The organism is Pseudoalteromonas sp. NSLLW218, assembly GCF_015864775.1.
GTDB lineage: Bacteria > Pseudomonadota > Gammaproteobacteria > Enterobacterales > Alteromonadaceae > Pseudoalteromonas.
Window position 1 is genome coordinate 35,781 of the sequence record NZ_JADYWO010000008.1, and the last position, 19,310, is coordinate 55,090.

Genomic DNA, 19,310 nt, shown 5'->3' on the forward strand with positions numbered 1-19,310 from the left:
TTTAAAAACAATGCTATCTGTAAGTCAGTTGTCTATAGATTATGGCAGTAACCGCGTAGTAAGCGATTTAAACTTTTCGCTTGGTGAAAATGAAATTCTTATGCTTGTAGGGCCAACAGGTTGTGGTAAAAGTACAATTTTACAAGCCCTTGCGGGCCTTATACCTATTAGCGAAGGCGAAATAAACACGGGTAAATGGCGTGCTACACCTAAATTAACCATACCTCCTGAAAAACGCAGTGTAGGTATGGTGTTTCAAGATTTTGCGTTATTTCCGCACTTAACCGTACAGCAAAACATTTGCTTTAGATTAAAAGATACAGCCCCTGCTGAGTATTGGATAAACCTACTTGGACTGAGCGATTTTAGAGATAAAAAACCAGCAACGCTTTCTGGCGGCCAAAAGCAGCGCGTCGCACTTGCACGCACCCTTGCCCACCAGCCTGACTTTGTATTACTTGATGAGCCGCTTTCTAACTTAGATGCTGCCCTTAAAGACATGCTTCGCTGGGATATTAGAAACGCACTTAAAGCCGCTGGCGTACCTGCTATTTGGGTAACACATGACCAAGAAGAGGCACTTTCTGTTGGCGATCGTGTTGGCGTTTTAAAAGGCGGTGAAATTCAACAAATTGATACGCCAGAGCGCTGCTTTAGTACCCCAAACAATCGCTTTGTGGCACGTTTTTTAGGTGAGGCGAGCTTTATTAGCGGCCAATTTAGCCAAGGACAAGCCACTACTTCAATTGGTAATGCTCCCGCTCATGGCGTTGACTGTGAAAGTGGCGACGTTGATGTACTACTTCGACCAGACGATGTATTACTCGTTCAAAGCAGTGTTGGCAGTAACGGCGAAGTTATTTGGGTACGCTTTGAAGGTGGCAGCCGCTTGTGCGCTGTAAAACTTGCGTGCTCTACTGTTGTAACTAGTCGAGTAAGCCATGAAGTTGTGGTAAACCCTGGCGATGAAGTACATGTATCACTAAGTACATCCCACCCACTAGCGGTTTATAAATCTACAGACTGATATAAATATTGATGTAGGTATTAATTTAAACACTAATACCTACATCAATACTTGCTATTTAGACCCAAAATTCAGTTTAAATACGCTCCCCGTAAAAGCCTGTTGCGCTTAAAACTAATACCTTTTACCTTTAAAAAACTCACCATAGTCAATAAACAAAAATAATATGCAGGTTAATTTATGAACCTCTTGCTATTAATCAGCTGTTGCTGTTTACTGAACAAAGATTAATGTTCAAATAGTTCCTCTCAGATATCGCTTATCAAGTTACGCCTTTTATATTAGTTGAAACCACACACACACATCAAAACACATTATTAAGCATTGCTTTTAGCGAACGTATTATAAAAATAAAGCTATAATCACAGCATTCCTGAACCTTAATTATCCTTTAAACGTTTATAAAGTTGTTCAGCCCTTAATGGTACAAAGGAACTAGATAGTGAATAAAATAAGTACCAAGAAAGAACTATTAGAATACTCTGAAAGTATTGTAAATACAGTTCGTGAGCCACTAATTGTTTTAGACCAGCACTTAAGAGTAGTAACAGCGAGTCGCTCATTTTATGAGTTTTTTCGCGCTAATCACAAAGACACCGTTGGAAAGTTAATATACAACCTTGGTAATAATCAATGGAACATTCCCAAGCTGCGTGAATTACTAGAAACGATATTGCCTCAAAAAACGAGTTTTGATGATTATAAAGTTGAGCACAATTTTAAAACAATTGGTTGGCGTACAATGCTGCTCAACGCAAGGCAAATTAAACGCACTCAGTCAAAAGATCGCATAATTTTATTGTCTATCGAAGATATTACCGAACGTAATGCGATTCAAGAAGGGTTAGTAAAAGCAAATAAAGCACTTGAAGTATTAACAAACGATTTAGAAAGTGCTGCACGAGTAAAGTCTGAGTTTTTAGCTAATATGTCGCATGAACTTAGAACCCCACTTAATTCTATTAATGGATTTTCTGAAGTGCTTTACGATGAAACATTCGGCACTTTAAACGACAAACAAAAACAATATGTCAAAAATGTATTGGTGAGCGGCAAACATTTATTGTTACTTATTAACGAAATATTGGACATGGCTAAAATTGAAGCCGGTAAAATGACCCTTACTATTTCTCACCTACCGATACGCCAAGTATTATACGAAATTACAGGCCTTACAGCAGATACAGCTAATCAGAAGCAACTGGATATGTGCCTTGAAATTGCTGATGACTTGCCACCAATTGAAGCAGACTCCCTTAAGGTTAAACAGATACTTTATAATTTGCTTTCAAATGCAGTGAAGTTTACACCCGATGAGGGTCAAATTGGTGTCAAAACACGACATACAGATACTGAAATAGAGATAACAATTTGGGATACGGGTATAGGTATAGCTGCTGAAAATATGGAAAAAATATTTGAAGGTTTTTTTCGCATTGAAACTCCCTACTCTAGATTAACAGAAGGTACAGGGCTAGGACTGCCTATTGCAAAAAGTCTAGTTAAGTTGCATGGGGGCGAATTTGTTATTGAATCTGAAGGTGTCAACAAGGGCACATCGGTTCGTATCACTTTGCCTATTAAACAAAAGCAGATGGTAAAGAATAATGAAAACCAAAATAGTTGTAGTTGACGATAATGCCAATAATTTATTGTTAGAGAAAGATCTCTTACTCATGGCAAATTTTAAAGTGTTTACTGCTATGAATGCAAAGGATGCACTTTTAACAATAAGACGTGAAATCCCGGAAGTAATTATATTAGATGTTCAACTCCCAGATATGTCTGGGACAGAAATTGCTAAAATTTTGCGAGATGAAATAGAAACGGCAAATATTCCTATCGTTTTTGTTACGGCTTCTGTTTTACCCGCAGATATAGACCAATTGCTGTGTATACCTAACAGCGCATATATTTCTAAACCTATAAATACGCGTACATTCGCAAAAGAAATTAGCTCATATATAAAGTAATAATAATTTTAAATTTAAGCTTCAATGCACAAGGAAAAGTTAATGAAAGATCACCCAGTAATTTTGATTGTAGATGATAACCTTCAAAATATAGAACTCATGCAAGCGTATCTTGAACCAAAAGGATATAAAACGGTAACAGCTACTGGTGGTCAACAAGCATTAGACATTTTAGCAAATCAGCCTATTGATCTTATTTTACTCGATATTATGATGCCGGGTATGAACGGCTTTGAAGTAACACGTCGTGTACGTGGAGACGCTTTATTAAAGCTATTGCCTATCGTCCTTATTACCGCTTTAAGAGAGACAAAAGAGCGAGTTAAAGGCATTGATGCTGGTTGCGATGACTTTATTACAAAGCCTGTAGATAAAAATGAGCTGTTATCACGCGTTAAGTCTCTTCTAAAGATTAAAGACTATAATGATTTAAGAACAAATTATCAGAAACAACTAGAAGCGGAAGTTGCCCAAAGAACAGAATCATTAAAGCAAGCAATGCTAAGCCTAAAAGAAGCTTCACTCGAAACAATTAATAGGCTAACTAAAGCTGCTGAATATAAAGATGAAGAGACCGGAGCGCATATTAAACGCATGAGCTTATATTCGGAAGCCGTTGCACGCAGCTTTGGATTAGATGAGACAACAGTTGAAAATATTTTATTTTCGGCATCTATGCATGATCTCGGAAAAATATCTACACCTGACCATATCTTGCTAAAAGCCGGTCAATTAGATGCTGCAGAATGGGAAATAATGAAACAGCATACCGTTGTAGGCGCTAATATACTTTCAGGTTCTGATTCAGAAGTTATTAAACTAGGTGAAATTATTGCCCGCTCACATCACGAAAAATGGGACGGCTCTGGTTATCCTGATGGCTTAAAAGGTAATGAAATTCCAATTTCAGCACGCGTTGTTGCTATTGCCGATGTATTTGATGCTCTCTCATCAAAGCGTCCTTATAAAAAATCATTCTCACAAGAGAAAACATTTGCCATTATCAAAGATGGTAGTGGTAATCACTTTGATCCCGCAGTAGTGGATGCTTTTTTTGCAGTTCAAGAAGAAATTCTAGCGATTAAACAAAAGTATGCTGAAAAATAACACGTCCATAATTAATTAGAGGAAACCCCATGAACGGACCAAACCCAAATAATCCTTCACCAATGGAAGGTTTTCCTCAAGTAGGTTTTTTAAAAAACTTTATTACTTCCGCCAATATTGAAGTAGGCGATTATACTTATTATGACGATCCTGATGGCCCTGAAAATTTTGAAAAAAATGTGCTTTACCATTTCGATTTTATAGGTGACCGTCTCATTATCGGGAAATTCTGCGCCATCGCTAAAGACGTTACTTTTATAATGAATGGTGCTAACCATCAAACTTCTGGCTTTTCTACCTATCCCTTTTTTATATTTGGTAATGGCTGGGAAAAGTCTGCACCAAAATCAAATGATTTACCCTTTAAAGGCAATACAGAAATTGGTCATGATGTTTGGATTGGGTATAACGCTACAATTATGCCCGGAGTAAAAATTGGCAGCGGCGCTATTATTGCCAGTAAATCAGTTGTCACCTACGATGTACCTGCTTATAGCGTTGTGGGTGGAAACCCCGCTAAAGTGATAAAAAACAGATTTGACGATAAAACAATAAATACGCTGCTAGATATAGCTTGGTGGGATTGGAGCAATGAAAAAATCACTGCTCATTTAGATGCTATAACTCAAAATGATTTAGACCTGCTGTCTAAACTTTAGCACTACCACTCAAACATGTAAGCCATTTTACTTATTGTTTTAAGCGGGACATTATGAGAATTACGCTTAGCATATAAGTGCTGCATTGATTTGTCTTTCACTTCACCCACTATTACTTCTTTTACTTGATAACCTAGAGCAACAGCAGCTTGAGAGTAAGCTATAAATTCCCACTTTTTAATATTGGTGTTATCTACAATTACCAATGGCATACCTTGAGCAAGTGCATTTATAAAGCGCGCTAAATTTAAATTATGAAATTGCGACAATTTAAATTTATCGAAATGATATTCGCCCTGCTCATTAATAAAGTAATCATCAGTTGAGCAGATTAGGTATTGGCTTTCGTCAACTCCACCTAATTCGTCAGCAAGGCTTTGCGCATAATAAGACTTACCGCTTCCTGGTAGTCCTCGTAAAATAAAAACTTGTTTCATAGCATCGATTTTTTAAGTGTGAATAAATATTAATTTGATTTGTTTGTTAATAATGCCACAAAATCATTAAATTTAAGAGCAACAAATCATAATAGTGGCAATTAAACTCTAAAAACTGTTTAAAAATAAACCGCATGCATAAAAACTTTTAAAGAGTTGCCCACAATAGTTTTTTTATTCAACTTTACTAGGTAAGATACAGGGTTCAAGTGCAGCGCCGTTTATGTGCAATTTATGCCCGAGTGTTGCGCACAGTTAAAATAAAATAGTTAGGCAACTTATATCATTGGAGTGAAGATGAGCCATTTAGCGATTTCAGAGCTATTAAAAGGCAATGTTGCGGTAGACAGCCAAGTAACAATTAAGGGCTGGATCCGTACTCGCCGCGATTCAAAAGCAGGAATTTCATTTTTAGCCGTTCATGACGGTTCGTGTTTTGATCCTATTCAAGCGGTAGTTCCTAATTCACTGAATAATTATGATGAAGTTACTAGCTTAACAGCCGGTTGTTCTGTGTCGGTTACTGGTGTTTTAGTACAATCTGCTGGCCAAGGTCAATCTTACGAAATTCAAGCTAACACTGTGACTGTATTAGGTTGGGTAGAAAACCCAGATTCATACCCAATGTCGGCAAAGCGCCACAGCATTGAGTACTTACGTGAGCATGCTCACCTTCGCCCTCGTACAAACATGATTGGCGCAGTAACACGTGTACGTAACTGTTTAGCACAAGCTATTCACCGTTTTTACCACGAGCAAGGTTTTTACTGGATCAGCACGCCAATCATTACGGCAAGTGACTGTGAAGGCGCTGGCGAAATGTTCCGTGTATCAACGCTTGATATGCAAAACTTACCGCTTACAGATAAAGGCGAAGTTGATTACAGCGAAGATTTCTTCGGTAAAGAAGCATTCCTTACTGTATCTGGCCAATTAAACGGCGAAACTTACGCGTCTGCAATGTCAAAAATTTACACGTTTGGCCCAACATTCCGTGCAGAAAATTCAAATACATCTCGCCACCTTGCAGAATTTTGGATGGTAGAACCTGAAGTTGCGTTTGCTGATTTAGAAGACATCGCAAAACTTGCTGAAAACATGCTTAAGTATGTATTTAAAGCCGTACTTGAAGAGCGCCGTGATGACATGGAATTTTTTGCACAACGTGTAGAGAAAACCGCAATTACTCGCTTAGAAGAATTTGTAGATAAAGACTTCGCACAAGTTGATTACACAGACGCTGTAGAAATCCTTAAAACATGTGGTAAAAAGTTTGAGTACGCTGTTGAATGGGGTGTTGATTTACAGTCTGAGCACGAACGTTACTTAGCTGAAGAGCACTTTAAAGCACCGGTAGTTATTAAAAACTACCCGCGCGATATTAAAGCATTTTACATGCGCCAAAACGAAGACGGAAAAACCGTTGCTGCAATGGACGTAGTAGCACCAGGTATTGGTGAGATCATTGGTGGTTCACAACGTGAAGAACGCCTTGATGTACTTGATGCACGCCTAGAAGAAATGGGCTTAAACAAAGAAGATTACAGCTGGTACCGCGATTTACGTAAATACGGTAGCGTGCCGCATTCAGGCTTTGGTTTAGGCTTTGAACGCTTAGTTGCTTATGTAACAGGTATGGGCAACGTACGTGACGTTATTGCCTTCCCTCGTACTAAAGGCAGCGCAACTTACTAATACTAAGTTAGCCGTTTATAAATACTAAAAACCAGCCAATTGGCTGGTTTTTTTGTGTTTTTAATTTACCGTATAAAAAAGCCGCAGCACTCTAAGAGCACCACGGCTTTCAACCAGAATAAATTTTGCTTAATTAAGCGTTATAAAGCGCCTTCAAGCTGAGGTAGCACTTCAAATAAATCAGCGACTAGGCCGTAATCTGCTACTTGGAATATTGGCGCATCAGGATCTTTATTAATCGCAACGATTACTTTTGAGTCTTTCATGCCCGCTAAATGCTGAATAGCACCGCTGATACCTACTGCAATATATAAGTTAGGCGCTACAATTTTACCTGTTTGCCCTACTTGCATGTCGTTAGGTACAAAGCCTGCATCAACTGCTGCACGCGATGCGCCAATAGCTGCACCTAGTTTATCGGCAATACCATTAAGTAATGCAAAGTTTTCGCCGTTTTGCATACCGCGACCACCCGATATGACCACACTAGCAGCTGTAAGCTCAGGGCGTTCTGATTCTGTTTGCTCAACACTTACAAAGCTGCTTAATTGCGAATCTGATACTGTATCTACATTTGTTATAGCAACAGCTGATTGCTCACCTTGTAAATCAAAGCTACTGGCACGTACGGTAATTACTTTTTTACTGTCGAGTGATTTAACCGTGGCGATTGCATTACCTGCATAAATAGGTCGTTTAAATGTATCTGCGTCCACTACTGCGATAATTTCAGAAATTTGCGCAACATCTAAAAGCGCGGCAACACGTGGCATAAAGTTTTTGCCTGTTGTCGTTGCACTTGCAACAATGTGGCTGTAGTCATCGCTAAGCGATAAAACTAAATCGGCCATGCTCTCAGCTAACTGGTGTTCATAAACGCTATTATCGGCAACTAAAACATTATTTACGCCATCAATGCTAGCAACGTGTGAGCTCATTGCGCTTAAGTTGTTACCTGCAATAAGTACATCAACAGGAAAACCCATTTTTACTGCAGCGTTAATAGTTTTTGAGGTTTCTGGTTTTAAGGCACCGTTGTCGTGCTCTGCAATTACGAGTGTTTTCATTTAAATCACCTTTGCCTCTGTTTTTAATTTTTCTACAAGCTGTGCAACGTCTTCAACAATAATTCCTGCGGTGCGTTTAGCTGGCTCTTCTACGCTCATTAATTGAATTCGCGGTGTTAAATCAACACCAAGCGAATCAGCTGCTATTACTTCAAGCGGCTTACGTTTGGCTTTCATAATATTTGGCAGTGATGCGTAACGAGGCTCGTTTAAGCGTAAATCAGTTGTAACAACCGCCGGTAAGTTAAGTGCTACCGTTTGCAGGCCCCCATCAACTTCGCGGGTTACGTTTACTTTGCCATTTTCAATAACAACCTTGGATGCAAATGTACCTTGGCCACGTTTAGTTAAAGCCGCTAGCATTTGACCTGTCTGGTTATTATCTGAATCGATTGACTGCTTACCTAAAATTACAAGTTCAGGAGATTCTTGCTCTACAATTTTAGCGAGTAGCTTTGCAATATGGAGTGACTCGAGCTTTTCATCGGTTTCGATGTGAATGGCTTTGTCGGCACCCAGTGCTAGTGCTGTGCGTAATTGCTCTTGAGATGCTTTAGGACCAATAGTAACAGCAACAACTTCGCTGGCCGTACCGGCTTCTTTAAGGCGAATCGCTTCTTCTATAGCAATTTCACAAAACGGGTTCATTGCCATTTTTACGTTGGTTAAATCAACGTCGCTGTTATCACTTTTAACGCGTGCTTTTACGTTGTAATCAATCACTCTTTTTATTGGTACGAGAACTTTCATAGGAACTCCATAATTATTGAAACCTATAAGGTGACGTGCACGTCAACCTATTTATTTTATGAAATTAGACTACTTCCTGTTGACGTAAACGTCAACCTAAAATAACCTTTAACTATTCACAGTCTGTAACGTTTAATTTGCAAGGTTATAAATAGGCTGTACACCTTATTTAAATGCGTAGTAAACATTCGAATAAGTCCGTCATAGATAAAGAGGTTATTATGGTCGAACGTGAAACCATGGAATTTGATGTAGTAATTGTTGGTGCAGGACCTGCTGGGCTTTCAAGTGCAATAAAACTGGCGCAATTAGCACAAGAAAAACAACAAGAGTGCATGATTTGCGTAGTCGAAAAAGGTTCTGAAGTGGGTGCACATGTACTATCTGGTGCTGTATTTGAAACCAAAGCTTTGGATGAGCTACTACCAAGTTGGCAAGAACTGGGCGCCCCTGTTACAACCAAAGTAACTAACGATGAAATTTATTGGTTTAATAATGAGCAAAAAGCGACATCTATCCCCCACTTTGCTACGCCTAAAACATTCCATAATGATGGTAACTACATTGTGTCTATGGGTAATGTATGTCGATGGCTTGCAGAGCAAGCTGAAAACTTAGGCGTAGAGATATTCCCAGGATTTAGTGCTCACTCTTTAATAATTGAAGATAAAGCAGTAAAAGGCATTATTACTGGCGATATGGGAGTCGACAAAGACGGTAATGAAAAAGACGGTTACATGCCAGGCATGGAACTTAGAGCAAAATACACTATTTTTGCTGAAGGTTGCCGAGGACATTTAGGTAAGCAGCTAATTAATGAATTTGCACTTGATGCAGATTCATCGCCACAACATTACGGTTTAGGCTTTAAAGAAATTTGGCAAATAGATGAAAGTAAACATGAGCTAGGCAAAGTAGTTCATGGTACAGGCTGGCCACTCAGCGGCGATACTAATGGTGGTGCATTTATGTATCACAGCGAAAACAATCAAGTTGTTGTAGGTTTAATTGTTGATTTAAATTACTCAAATCCGCATTTAAGTCCATTTGATGAATTTCAACGCATTAAGCACCATCCTGTATTTAAAAAGGTACTTGAAGGCGGTGAACGTATTGCATACGGTGCACGTGCAATAGCCAAAGGCGGCTTACATTCATTACCAAAAATGCATTTTGCTGGTGGATTACTTGTAGGGTGCGATGCGGGCACACTTAATTTTGCAAAAATTAAAGGTAATCACACTGCAATGAAATCGGGAATGATTGCCGCTGAGGTTATTTTTGAAGCACTGCAAAATGAATTAGCAAATACCGATTTAACCAATTATCAAACTGCGTTTGAAAAAACGTGGGCATACAAAGAGCTATATCAATCTCGTAACTTTGGCCCTGCTATGCACAAATTAGGTAAGTTTGTAGGGGGTGCATACAACACGCTTGATCAAAATATCTTTAATGGCGCTTTACCGTTTACGTTTAAAGATAATACGCCCGATCACTCTACCCTTGTTGATGCTAACGCCGCAGACAAAATAGCGTATCCAAAACCAGATGGGGAATTGAGCTTTGATAAACTTTCAAGTGTGTTTTTATCAAATACGAATCACGAAGAATCACAGCCTTGTCATTTAAAGCTCAAAGATCCGTCAATCCCTATTAACGTAAATCTATTGAAATTTGATGAGCCTGCACAGCGTTATTGCCCAGCAGGCGTTTACGAAGTGCAAGAAGTAGAAGGCAGTAAAGAGTTTGTTATAAACGCTCAAAACTGTGTGCATTGTAAAACCTGTGATATTAAAGACCCTAGTCAAAATATTACATGGGTAACACCTGAAGGCGCTGGTGGACCAAACTACCCGAATATGTAACTAAATTATGCGCTAGATACGTATTTAAGTACTATTTTTACATATAAATTATAAACATATCCTAAATTGCAGGGGCTTCGGCCCCTTTTTTACGTTATGCTAATAGTAGTTTTAATAAATATGAGTATTATCTATGCCGTCGTCAAAAGTTGTTTTTCGTTTTTTAGCAGAGCCTACCGATGTAAATTTCGGAGGTAAAGTTCATGGTGGGGCCGTCATGAAATGGATTGACCAAGCAGGCTATGCCTGTGCTGCTGGTTGGAGTGGTCATTACTGTGTAACGGTTTCGGTTGCAGGTGTTAAATTTAGACGCCCTATTCTAGTAGGCCAAATTGTAGAAGTAGAAGCAAAAATTGCCCATACGGGTAGAAGTAGCATGCAAATATTTATTCAAGTTAGATGTGGCGACCCAAAAACACAGAACATGGTAGAAACAAACCACTGTGTTATTAGTTTTATTGCTATGGACGAAACTGGCTACCCAATAGAAGTCCCTTCGTTTAAAGCCGTAACCGAAGAAGATATTAAATTAGAAAACTACGCTATAAAAATGAAAGAAATTGCGATAGAAACAGAAAACTTGCTTCATACAGTTTAGATACCAAAATAATCATTTAAGAATGTATCCTATACCTATAGGCATGTAAAAAACTCATAATGTTTTGTAAAACATACAACTTATATTTGAAAACAAAATCATCAAAAAGTTCAGTTTGTTTATAAAACAATCTAAACGCCATAATAACTAATACAAAAGTAGCTATTATGGCGTTTTAATATCATTTTTAAAATTGGCATGTTCGCTGCAACTAGATAATTGTCGTTTGATAAGTTTAATCAAACATTTAAATTATTTTAAAGGAGCTATTCAATGATTAAAACACTTTCTCTTTCTGCACTTGCTTTAGCAACAATGGGTTTTAACTCTGCAGCACACGCTGACATTTCTGATTTCGATTCTCCACGTATCTACACAGGTATTGGTTACGGTCAATATTCTTTTGAATTTGAAGATAGCGATAACGACACTGATTTTGACGACGATGCACAAATGCTTAAAGGTTACGTTGGTGCACAATTTAATGAATACTTAAGCTTAGAGCTTGCATATCAAAACTTTGATGAAGTGAGTGATATCGACAGCAAAGCTGAAATTGATGGCGTATCGCTTGCCGCACGTTTGGGCTATCCTATCACTGAGAGCTTTTCTGTGTATGCAAAAGGCGGTTGGCTTGAATGGGATGCTGATTACACACAAGATTTACCAGTAGGCGGTGTAACAGCTTCTACAGATGGTGGTGATGCGTTTTATGGTGCGGGTATTGAATACGCACTTACAACAAATGTACAATTTCGTTTAGAGTACGAACGCTACAAACTTGATGACGATATTGATCCAGATATGGATGTAGCATCTGTATCAGTTCAGTACATGTTTTAATTAATATTTAACATGTATAAAAGGTAAGCCTAAGTGCTTACCTTTTTTGTTTCAGGCTCTTTTTAATTAATACACTCATATAAACCATTCAGTCTAATTAAAGATTTAAACCGAGCGGTTTATAAGTAATAAACTTTCTTACCTTAATGCGATAAAGACTAAATGCGGGTAGAATAGCGCTCTATTTTATTTGTACCCGAGTACTATGAGCGATTACACCATTTCGGCTATTGGCCACATTGAATCTCCTTATAAACAAAAGTTTGCTATACCTAGGCAACCGCGTTTAGTGCCCCAAGCTAAAGCAAAGCTTATTTTTGCACCTGATTTTAATCGCGAAGAATTTGTACGCGGGCTCGATGAATTTACTCATATTTGGTTGCTATTTCGTTTTCACGAAACAGCTGATAAAGGTTATTCTGCTATGGTACGCCCTCCACGATTAGGTGGTAATGAGCGAAAAGGCGTATTCGCTACCCGCGCTACATTTAGACCCAACGCGATTGGAATGAGCGCAGTAAAACTTGAAGGCATTGAATATAAAAACGGACAACTTAGCTTATTACTTGCTGGGATTGATTTACTTGATGGCACACCAATCATTGATATAAAACCGTATTTGCCTTATTCAGACTCAATGCCCGATGCAAGCGCTGGCTTTGCTGACACGCGCCCTGAAACACAAATGACGGTTGAATTTAGCCCTCAGGCAATTGAGTTCGTTAATGCCCAAACACAATACCCAGACTTACATGATTTTATAGCGAATGTTTTAAAACAAGATCCTCGCCCTGCTTATAAAAAACAAAAAGAAGAAATGCAAAGCTACGGGATGACTCTCTATGACTTTAATATTCGCTGGCAGGTTAATGATGCACATAACTTAGTAACAAGCATAGAAAAAAACTAAATAACTCACTTAGCGCTTTAGTGTAAAAGCATCCGCTGGTAAACTTAAGCTCTATTAAAAGAATATAATTACTCTATTTCGGAAAAAACATGCGTACAAGCCAATATATACTCGCAACACTTAAAGAAACGCCATCAGATGCTGAAATTGTATCGCATCAGTTAATGCTTAGAGCCGGTATGATCCGTCGCGTCGCTTCGGGTTTATACACTTGGTTACCCTCTGGTTTACGCGTGCTACGTAAAGTAGAAAACATTGTACGTGAAGAAATGGACAAAGCTGGCGCCATTGAAATGCTAATGCCTGTTATTCAACCTGCTGATTTGTGGGAAGAGTCTGGTCGTTGGAATGAATTTGGTCCTGAGCTTATGCGCTTTACAGACCGTCATAACCGTACGTTTGCACTTGGCCCAACACACGAAGAAGTTATTACAGATTTTGTTCGTAAAGAAATAAGCAGCTACAAACAACTACCGGTTACTTTATACCAAGTACAAACTAAAGTACGCGACGAACGTCGTCCTCGCTTTGGGGTAATGCGTGCTCGTGAATTTACAATGAAAGATGCCTACTCTTTTCACTTAAGTGAAGAGTGTTTAGATGCAACTTATCAAGCAATGCACAAAGCATACTGTAACATTTTTGAGCGGTTAGGCCTTGATTACCGCCCTGTTATAGCCGATACAGGCTCTATTGGTGGTAGCGTATCGCATGAATTTCATGTACTTGCTGAATCGGGCGAAGATGCAATTGCATTTAGTGATGGCAGTGATTACGCCGCTAACATTGAAAAAGCAGAAGCTCTGGCACCTATTGAAGCTCGCCCTGAAGCATCAAAAGAGCTTAAAGCGTTTCCAACACCTGACGCTAAAACTATTAACGAGCTTAAAAAATACTACGGTGTTAAGCCACATCGCGGTGTTAAAACGTTAATTGTTTATGGTACGCCTGATGAAAATGAAGTACGTGGTTTAGTTGCCTTAGTACTGCGTGGCGATCACGAATTAAATGAACTAAAAGCTGAAAAACACCCATTAGTAGACTCTCCGCTTGAAATGGCAACAGAGGCGGATATTGTTGCTGCTATTGGCGCAAAGCCTGGCTCATTAGGCCCTGTTGGCTTATCAATGCCTATTATTGTTGATAGAACAGCTAACATACTTGCTGATTTTGTTGCCGGTGCAAATAAAGACGACGAGCATTACAGCGGTATTAACTGGGATCGTGACGTAACTGATTACGACGTTGCTGATATTCGTAATATTGTTGAAGGCGATATGAGCCCATGTGGTGAAGGTACTTTGCAAATTAAACGCGGTATTGAAGTTGGGCATATTTTCCAACTTGGCACTAAATACTCAGAAGCCATGAAAGCCGGCGTATTAAACGAAGGTGGTAAAAACCAAACCATGACTATGGGTTGTTACGGTATTGGTGTTTCACGTATTGTTGCCGCTGCTATTGAGCAGAACAACGATCAATACGGGATCATTTGGCCAAAATCAATCGCGCCATTCGATTTAGCAATTGTTCCAATGAACATGCACAAATCGCATCGTATTCCTGATATTGCAAATAACCTTTACCAAGGTTTAAAAGATGCAGGTCTTGATGTGTTATTTGATGATCGTAAAGAGCGCCCTGGCGTTATGTTTAATGACATGGAGCTAATTGGTGTGCCATTTACGCTAGTAATTGGTGAGCGTAACCTTGACGAGAATAAAGTTGAGCTTAAAAACCGCCGTACAGGTGAAAAGCTAATGATTGATATCGATACAGCAATTGATGCAATTAAAGCAGCCGTTAAAGGTTAATAACACCCACGCTTAGAACAGACTATAAGGCCGCATTTAAAATGCGGCCTTTTTTATGCGCAATTAATAGCAATGCGTAATGGTAGCTTATCATCAACTCACCTTTCCTAAGGCGCATTGATCTCGTGGATTGAAATTCGCTCAATCTAGGGACGATTTAATCGCAGCGCGAAGTTTGTAACCTAGTAGACTCGATAACTGCTCCTGCGTTATTCTACTGACTTACATCCATTAAAAAGCCGAGCAAGGCTTCCGCGTCCTGCTTACGGCCCTTACCGACATCTATGTAGGCAACAAAGAGCTAATAGTCCCTTAAGAACTCAAAGGGCAGCGCATGTTTGGCATTTATACTGCGTTATCGCCTATTTATGGGGAATAACCACGCTACATATGATCTTCCTTGCCTAAAAACCAACAGTCTGCTGTAAAATCAATCACGAAAGGTCAACACGCCCTAGCTCTATATAAGTATTTTAATTGCATGACTTTGTATAAATTGTCATAGAGGCTTCGCTAAAGTGTCTCATAAGTGTCATTGGGTTTATCTACAGTGTTAATTATTACACTATGGATAACGGGCATGACAAACAATCAACAGCGTAAGAAACAACACTACCCTACTATTTGGATATCAGATGTTCATTTAGGTTACAAAGACTGTAAAGCCGATTATTTGCTCGATTTTTTAAACTCGGTAGAATCCGACACACTTTATTTAGTGGGTGATATTATTGATTTGTGGTCGATGAAAAGACAGTTTTATTGGCACCCTTCGCATTATCAAGTATTGAGCTGTATACAACAAAAAGCAGTTAACGGTACACGCGTCATTTATATACCCGGTAATCATGACGAAACGTTTAGGAACTATATAAATCAAACGTTATTTGGTATTGAAATCCACCAGCAGTTTATTCACACCACTAAAGCTAATAAACGTTTTTTACTCGTACACGGTGATGATTTTGATTCCGCGACACGCTATAACAAACTTATTAGTATCGCGGGCGATGCAGGATACGACTTTTTATTATTTTTAAACCGCTGGACCAATCGTATTCGAAAGCTATTTGGTGGTAATTACTACTCGCTTGCATCATGGATAAAAGCTCGCGTACACAAAGCACGTGAAGCAATTAAAGCCTTCGAAGATGCCGCAATTCATGAAGCTAAAAAGCAAAACGTAGACGGTATTATTTGTGGACACATTCATCATCCCAAAATAAAAGTAGATGACGGAATTATGTATTGTAATGATGGAGATTGGATTGAGAGCTGTACAGCGCTGGTAGAGCAGCAAGATGGAAAAATTGAATTACTACATTGGTCAGACACACAATCCGTACTCGATAGCGCCGACATAACAAAGTTAAATATATCAACGGATGCTAAACCAAAAAAATCAGCTGCATAAGCAGCTGATTCTCAATTAATAACTATTAACTTAGCCAGGTGATTAACTTATCTTTTAGCGTTCTTGGCTTGATTGGTTTAGTAATATAGTCGTTCATGCCTGCAGTTAAACAACGCTCTCTATCACCTTCCATCGCGCTTGCTGTCATCGCAATAATAGGAATGTGTGTGTAATCGACTCCGGCTTTACTATTTCTGATTTCACTTGTTGTATCGTACCCATTTAGATTAGGCATTTGGCAGTCCATTAAAATTACATCAAAGGATTGTTCTGTGTTTTCTCTCAATGCTTCTAATGCTTCTACGCCATCTGATGCACAGGTGATTTTTACTTTAGTTCGTTTTAAAATCGCCTTAGCTACTTCAATGTTTATCATATTATCGTCTACTAATAATATATGATAAGCAGAAAGGTCAGGCTCTACTTGTTCTTCTGTTAAGCCTTTGGGTGGCGCTATAATACAGTCATTACTAGCACCAAATAAGCTTGCTAATTTATAGCTGAATTGATCTTGGGTAAGCGGTTTATTTAAAATATGGCTACCTTCAGGTAACACCATTTTAGTTGGTTTATCGGTCACCATGTCGCGTAAAATTAAGACGTACTTTTTATTAAACTGTTTACAGTAATTAATAAGGGCATCAATTTGAGGGTGTTCATCATCAATCAATAATAAGTCAGCCTCAAACTCTTTATGCTCACTAAAGTAGTCGAGTCTTATAATGTTTTCTGCATTTACTTTACAAGTTAATAGCAACAAATCGCATACATTTTGATAGACATTATCGCGCGCTATTAATGCAGCTACGCTAATGCTAGTAGCAAGTTCAATACCTGTATTTAGTTTTTTCTCTTGTGCGACGTGTAGCTCAACCGTTGCTGTAAATGTACTACCAACGCCCTTTTCACTTATAACAGTGATATTACCACCCATTAACTGAGCGAGCTTTTTACATATAGATAAACCTAAGCCTGTACCACCAAAGTGGCGGGTTGTGCTTGAGTCTTCTTGTGTAAACACTTCAAATAGTTTGTCTATGTTCTCTGGTGCTATACCAATACCAGTGTCTTTTATTGTAAAGCTCATTAATAACTTTGAGTCGGTAATGTACTTAGAACCAATTGTTAGACTTACTTCACCTCGGTGAGTGAATTTAAAAGCATTATTAACTAAGTTAATTAAAATTTGTTTAAGGCGATGGCTGTCGCCGATAACCATTCTGTCTACTACATCTTTAGTATCTAAAAATACTTCAAGACCTTTGCGCTGGCCTTGTAACGCTAAAGAGCTAATCATATCGCTACATACTGTAACAACATCAAATGTATGATTATCAATATCAAGCTTACCCGCTTCTATTTTCGAAAAATCGAGAATATCGTTAATCAAGTTCATCAATGAGTTAGCACTGCTGTTGGCTAGTTTTAGGTAATGATATTGTTGTTCGCTTAAGCCATCTTCTTTGAGCATTTCAAGCATACCCAAAACGCCATTCATCGGTGTACGGATTTCGTGGGATATATTTGCTACAAAATCACTTTTTGCTTGGCTTGCTGCTAATGCTTGATCAATTGCGCGCTCTAGCTCAACAGTCCTTTGTGATACTTTTAGCTCCAAAGTACTGTTCAAACCTTCAAGCTCTGATTGAGTGTTTTTTAAGGAGCTAATATTTCTTAAAATAGCCGCTACTTGATAACGGTTATTGTATACATCAAAAATACTGCTGAGCGTAATTGAAAAGTATTGTTTATTGCCATAACCATCTGTGTAGATAGCTTCAAACGGCATTTTTGACCCGTTTGAAATAGTCTCTTCTATACAGTTGTTATCGACTTCATTTAAGTTAAATAAAGAGACAAAGTCAGGACTAACACCTGTAATTGAAGTACCAAAAACCTCTTTAGCCGTGCTGTTAAAGTGAACTATTTCGCCAGTTTGCTCAATTGTAAAAATAGCATCCAGTGAGTTTTCAATTACTTTATTGTTTTGCTCTTTTAATGAGTTAATTAACAATTTACGGTTGATGAAACGTTGGTATAAAAAGGCGATAATTAAAAATATACCAAAAAACATGAGTAGCATAACAATAAAGTTTTGACGCCTTTCACTAACTTTTGCTAACAATGTTTTAGTATTAACACTTACACCAAGCTCTAAAGGTAACATCGCAATATCACCCTCAAGCGAAATACGTTTTTTTAATGTATAAGAAATTGGGTAATTACTTAGCGGTAAAGTACCTTGCTCTAGCATTGTGGTTGCAGCGGAGAATTCTTCAGTCCACGTTTTCGCTTTATTAAATTCAAATCCGAAACGTAGTTGAGAGTTTGGATGATATAGAAATTCACCTTCATTATTCATGAGGTAAATGTGTGTTCCATCTGGCGATTCAACCGTTAAACTTTTTATTAATTTATCAGCAAAGTAGTTAGTGACTAATATTGCAAATATCTTATTTTTTTCATCAAAAACAGGCTTAGCTACACGAAAAGTACTTATATAGGGTTCTTGTATCTGCCCATTTTCACGGTTGTAGTTAATAGGAGAAATATAAACACTTTTATTATCGAGCATGCTCGCTTTTATCATGTAATCGCGTTGACCTTTTTTTTGTAATTGCAGGCCTTGCAGTCGATTAATTTCCCCAAGCTGGTTTCGATCAACCCTGACAACTTCTTGCCCACCATCTGCGAGAATAATATAGCGAGCCTGAAGTATGCTGTCATCTGTGCGCATAAAACCACTAAAAATGCTCGCTAAGCGTTCTTCCCAAACGTCAATGTGCGTGCCTAACAAGGGATCTATTTTCTTGTTTTCAGTGGCGCGAGTAATACCTTTAATCGGGGGGGTAGCGTCTAAAAAGCGAATAGCGGTAACACTATCTTTGAGATGGTTTTTTAGTGAAAGGCTTTTTGTTTCAAGCTCACGTTTTAATTCTATTTGAGCTGAATGGTAAACATCACTTCTTACTTTTTGATCAAACAAATATAGAGAAGGCAAAGCTATAAGAACAAATATTATTGTTGCAACGAGCATTAATTTATTATTTTTTGTTACATTCAACAAAATATTTCTTTTTAACATTTACCTTCACCATAAATTTTTATTGTTATTAGTATAGAGCATTAACGAAAGAATTGGACCATC

At 38.3% G+C, this 19,310-nt stretch carries 16 protein-coding genes; 12 read left to right on the forward strand and 4 right to left on the reverse strand.

Features of this window, described 5'->3' with window-relative positions; translation table 11 throughout:
- The first annotated feature begins 10 nt into the window (after nt 1-10).
- From I6E80_RS13325 to I6E80_RS13345, 5 genes are all read left to right on the forward strand, one after another.
- A complete protein-coding gene (locus I6E80_RS13325) occupies nt 11-1,027 on the forward strand; it encodes an ABC transporter ATP-binding protein (protein ID WP_076924612.1) in 1,017 nt (338 codons plus the stop codon).
- A 442-nt stretch (nt 1,028-1,469) separates the two neighbouring features.
- The gene (locus I6E80_RS20620) at nt 1,470-2,660 is read left to right on the forward strand and encodes a HAMP domain-containing sensor histidine kinase (RefSeq protein WP_024599546.1); all 1,191 of its coding nucleotides are present in this window, start codon (nt 1,470-1,472) and stop codon (nt 2,658-2,660) included.
- Nucleotides 2,635-3,000, forward strand: coding sequence for a response regulator (locus tag I6E80_RS13335; RefSeq protein WP_024599547.1), 366 nt, complete (start codon nt 2,635-2,637; stop codon nt 2,998-3,000). The genes I6E80_RS20620 and I6E80_RS13335 overlap by 26 nt, the downstream gene beginning before the upstream one ends.
- Before the next feature lie 42 nt (nt 3,001-3,042).
- Nucleotides 3,043-4,107: an HD domain-containing phosphohydrolase gene (locus tag I6E80_RS13340; RefSeq protein WP_024599548.1), complete on the forward strand. Its 1,065-nt coding sequence runs from the start codon at nt 3,043-3,045 to the stop codon at nt 4,105-4,107.
- Nucleotides 4,108-4,136: 29 nt separating this feature from the next.
- The gene (locus I6E80_RS13345) at nt 4,137-4,766 is read left to right on the forward strand and encodes a Vat family streptogramin A O-acetyltransferase (protein WP_197185736.1); all 630 of its coding nucleotides are present in this window, start codon (nt 4,137-4,139) and stop codon (nt 4,764-4,766) included.
- Between the two features lie 2 nt (nt 4,767-4,768).
- Here the strand turns inward: I6E80_RS13345 and I6E80_RS13350 are convergent, their stop codons facing one another.
- On the reverse strand, nt 4,769-5,203 hold the full coding sequence (locus tag I6E80_RS13350; protein WP_024599550.1) for an ATP-binding protein: 435 nt from the start codon (nt 5,201-5,203) through the stop codon (nt 4,769-4,771).
- 297 nt (nt 5,204-5,500) lie between these two features.
- Between I6E80_RS13350 and asnS the strand changes: the two genes are divergently transcribed.
- Complete coding sequence (gene asnS, locus I6E80_RS13355) at nt 5,501-6,898, forward strand: asparagine--tRNA ligase (RefSeq protein WP_007586801.1); 1,398 nt, start codon at nt 5,501-5,503, stop codon at nt 6,896-6,898.
- Between the two features lie 140 nt (nt 6,899-7,038).
- Here the strand turns inward: asnS and I6E80_RS13360 are convergent, their stop codons facing one another.
- Both I6E80_RS13360 and I6E80_RS13365 read right to left on the reverse strand, forming a co-directional pair.
- Nucleotides 7,039-7,965: an electron transfer flavoprotein subunit alpha/FixB family protein gene (locus I6E80_RS13360; RefSeq protein WP_197185737.1), complete on the reverse strand. Its 927-nt coding sequence runs from the start codon at nt 7,963-7,965 to the stop codon at nt 7,039-7,041.
- Nucleotides 7,966-8,715, reverse strand: coding sequence for an electron transfer flavoprotein subunit beta/FixA family protein (locus I6E80_RS13365; protein ID WP_197185738.1), 750 nt, complete (start codon nt 8,713-8,715; stop codon nt 7,966-7,968).
- Between the two features lie 221 nt (nt 8,716-8,936).
- On the opposite strand from I6E80_RS13365, the gene I6E80_RS13370 reads away from it, so the two are divergent.
- The 6 genes from I6E80_RS13370 to I6E80_RS13395 all read left to right on the forward strand — a co-directional run bounded on the left by I6E80_RS13370 (nt 8,937) and on the right by I6E80_RS13395 (nt 16,162).
- Nucleotides 8,937-10,583: an electron transfer flavoprotein-ubiquinone oxidoreductase gene (locus I6E80_RS13370; RefSeq protein ID WP_197185739.1), complete on the forward strand. Its 1,647-nt coding sequence runs from the start codon at nt 8,937-8,939 to the stop codon at nt 10,581-10,583.
- Nucleotides 10,584-10,716: 133 nt separating this feature from the next.
- Entirely contained in the window at nt 10,717-11,181 is a 465-nt protein-coding gene (locus tag I6E80_RS13375) for an acyl-CoA thioesterase (protein ID WP_007586808.1), read from the forward strand.
- A gap of 273 nt (nt 11,182-11,454) precedes the next feature.
- On the forward strand, nt 11,455-12,024 hold the full coding sequence (locus I6E80_RS13380) for an outer membrane beta-barrel protein (RefSeq protein ID WP_024599554.1): 570 nt from the start codon (nt 11,455-11,457) through the stop codon (nt 12,022-12,024).
- A 205-nt stretch (nt 12,025-12,229) separates the two neighbouring features.
- Entirely contained in the window at nt 12,230-12,934 is a 705-nt protein-coding gene (tsaA, locus tag I6E80_RS13385) for a tRNA (N6-threonylcarbamoyladenosine(37)-N6)-methyltransferase TrmO (RefSeq protein ID WP_197185740.1), read from the forward strand.
- An 89-nt stretch (nt 12,935-13,023) separates the two neighbouring features.
- Nucleotides 13,024-14,748, forward strand: coding sequence for a proline--tRNA ligase (locus I6E80_RS13390; protein ID WP_197185741.1), 1,725 nt, complete (start codon nt 13,024-13,026; stop codon nt 14,746-14,748).
- A gap of 580 nt (nt 14,749-15,328) precedes the next feature.
- Entirely contained in the window at nt 15,329-16,162 is an 834-nt protein-coding gene (locus tag I6E80_RS13395; RefSeq protein WP_170070847.1) for a UDP-2,3-diacylglucosamine diphosphatase, read from the forward strand.
- 25 nt (nt 16,163-16,187) lie between these two features.
- Here I6E80_RS13395 and I6E80_RS13400 read toward each other — a convergent pair whose 3' ends face one another.
- On the reverse strand, nt 16,188-19,247 hold the full coding sequence (locus I6E80_RS13400) for an ATP-binding protein (protein WP_197185742.1): 3,060 nt from the start codon (nt 19,245-19,247) through the stop codon (nt 16,188-16,190).
- Nucleotides 19,248-19,310 lie beyond the last annotated feature (63 nt).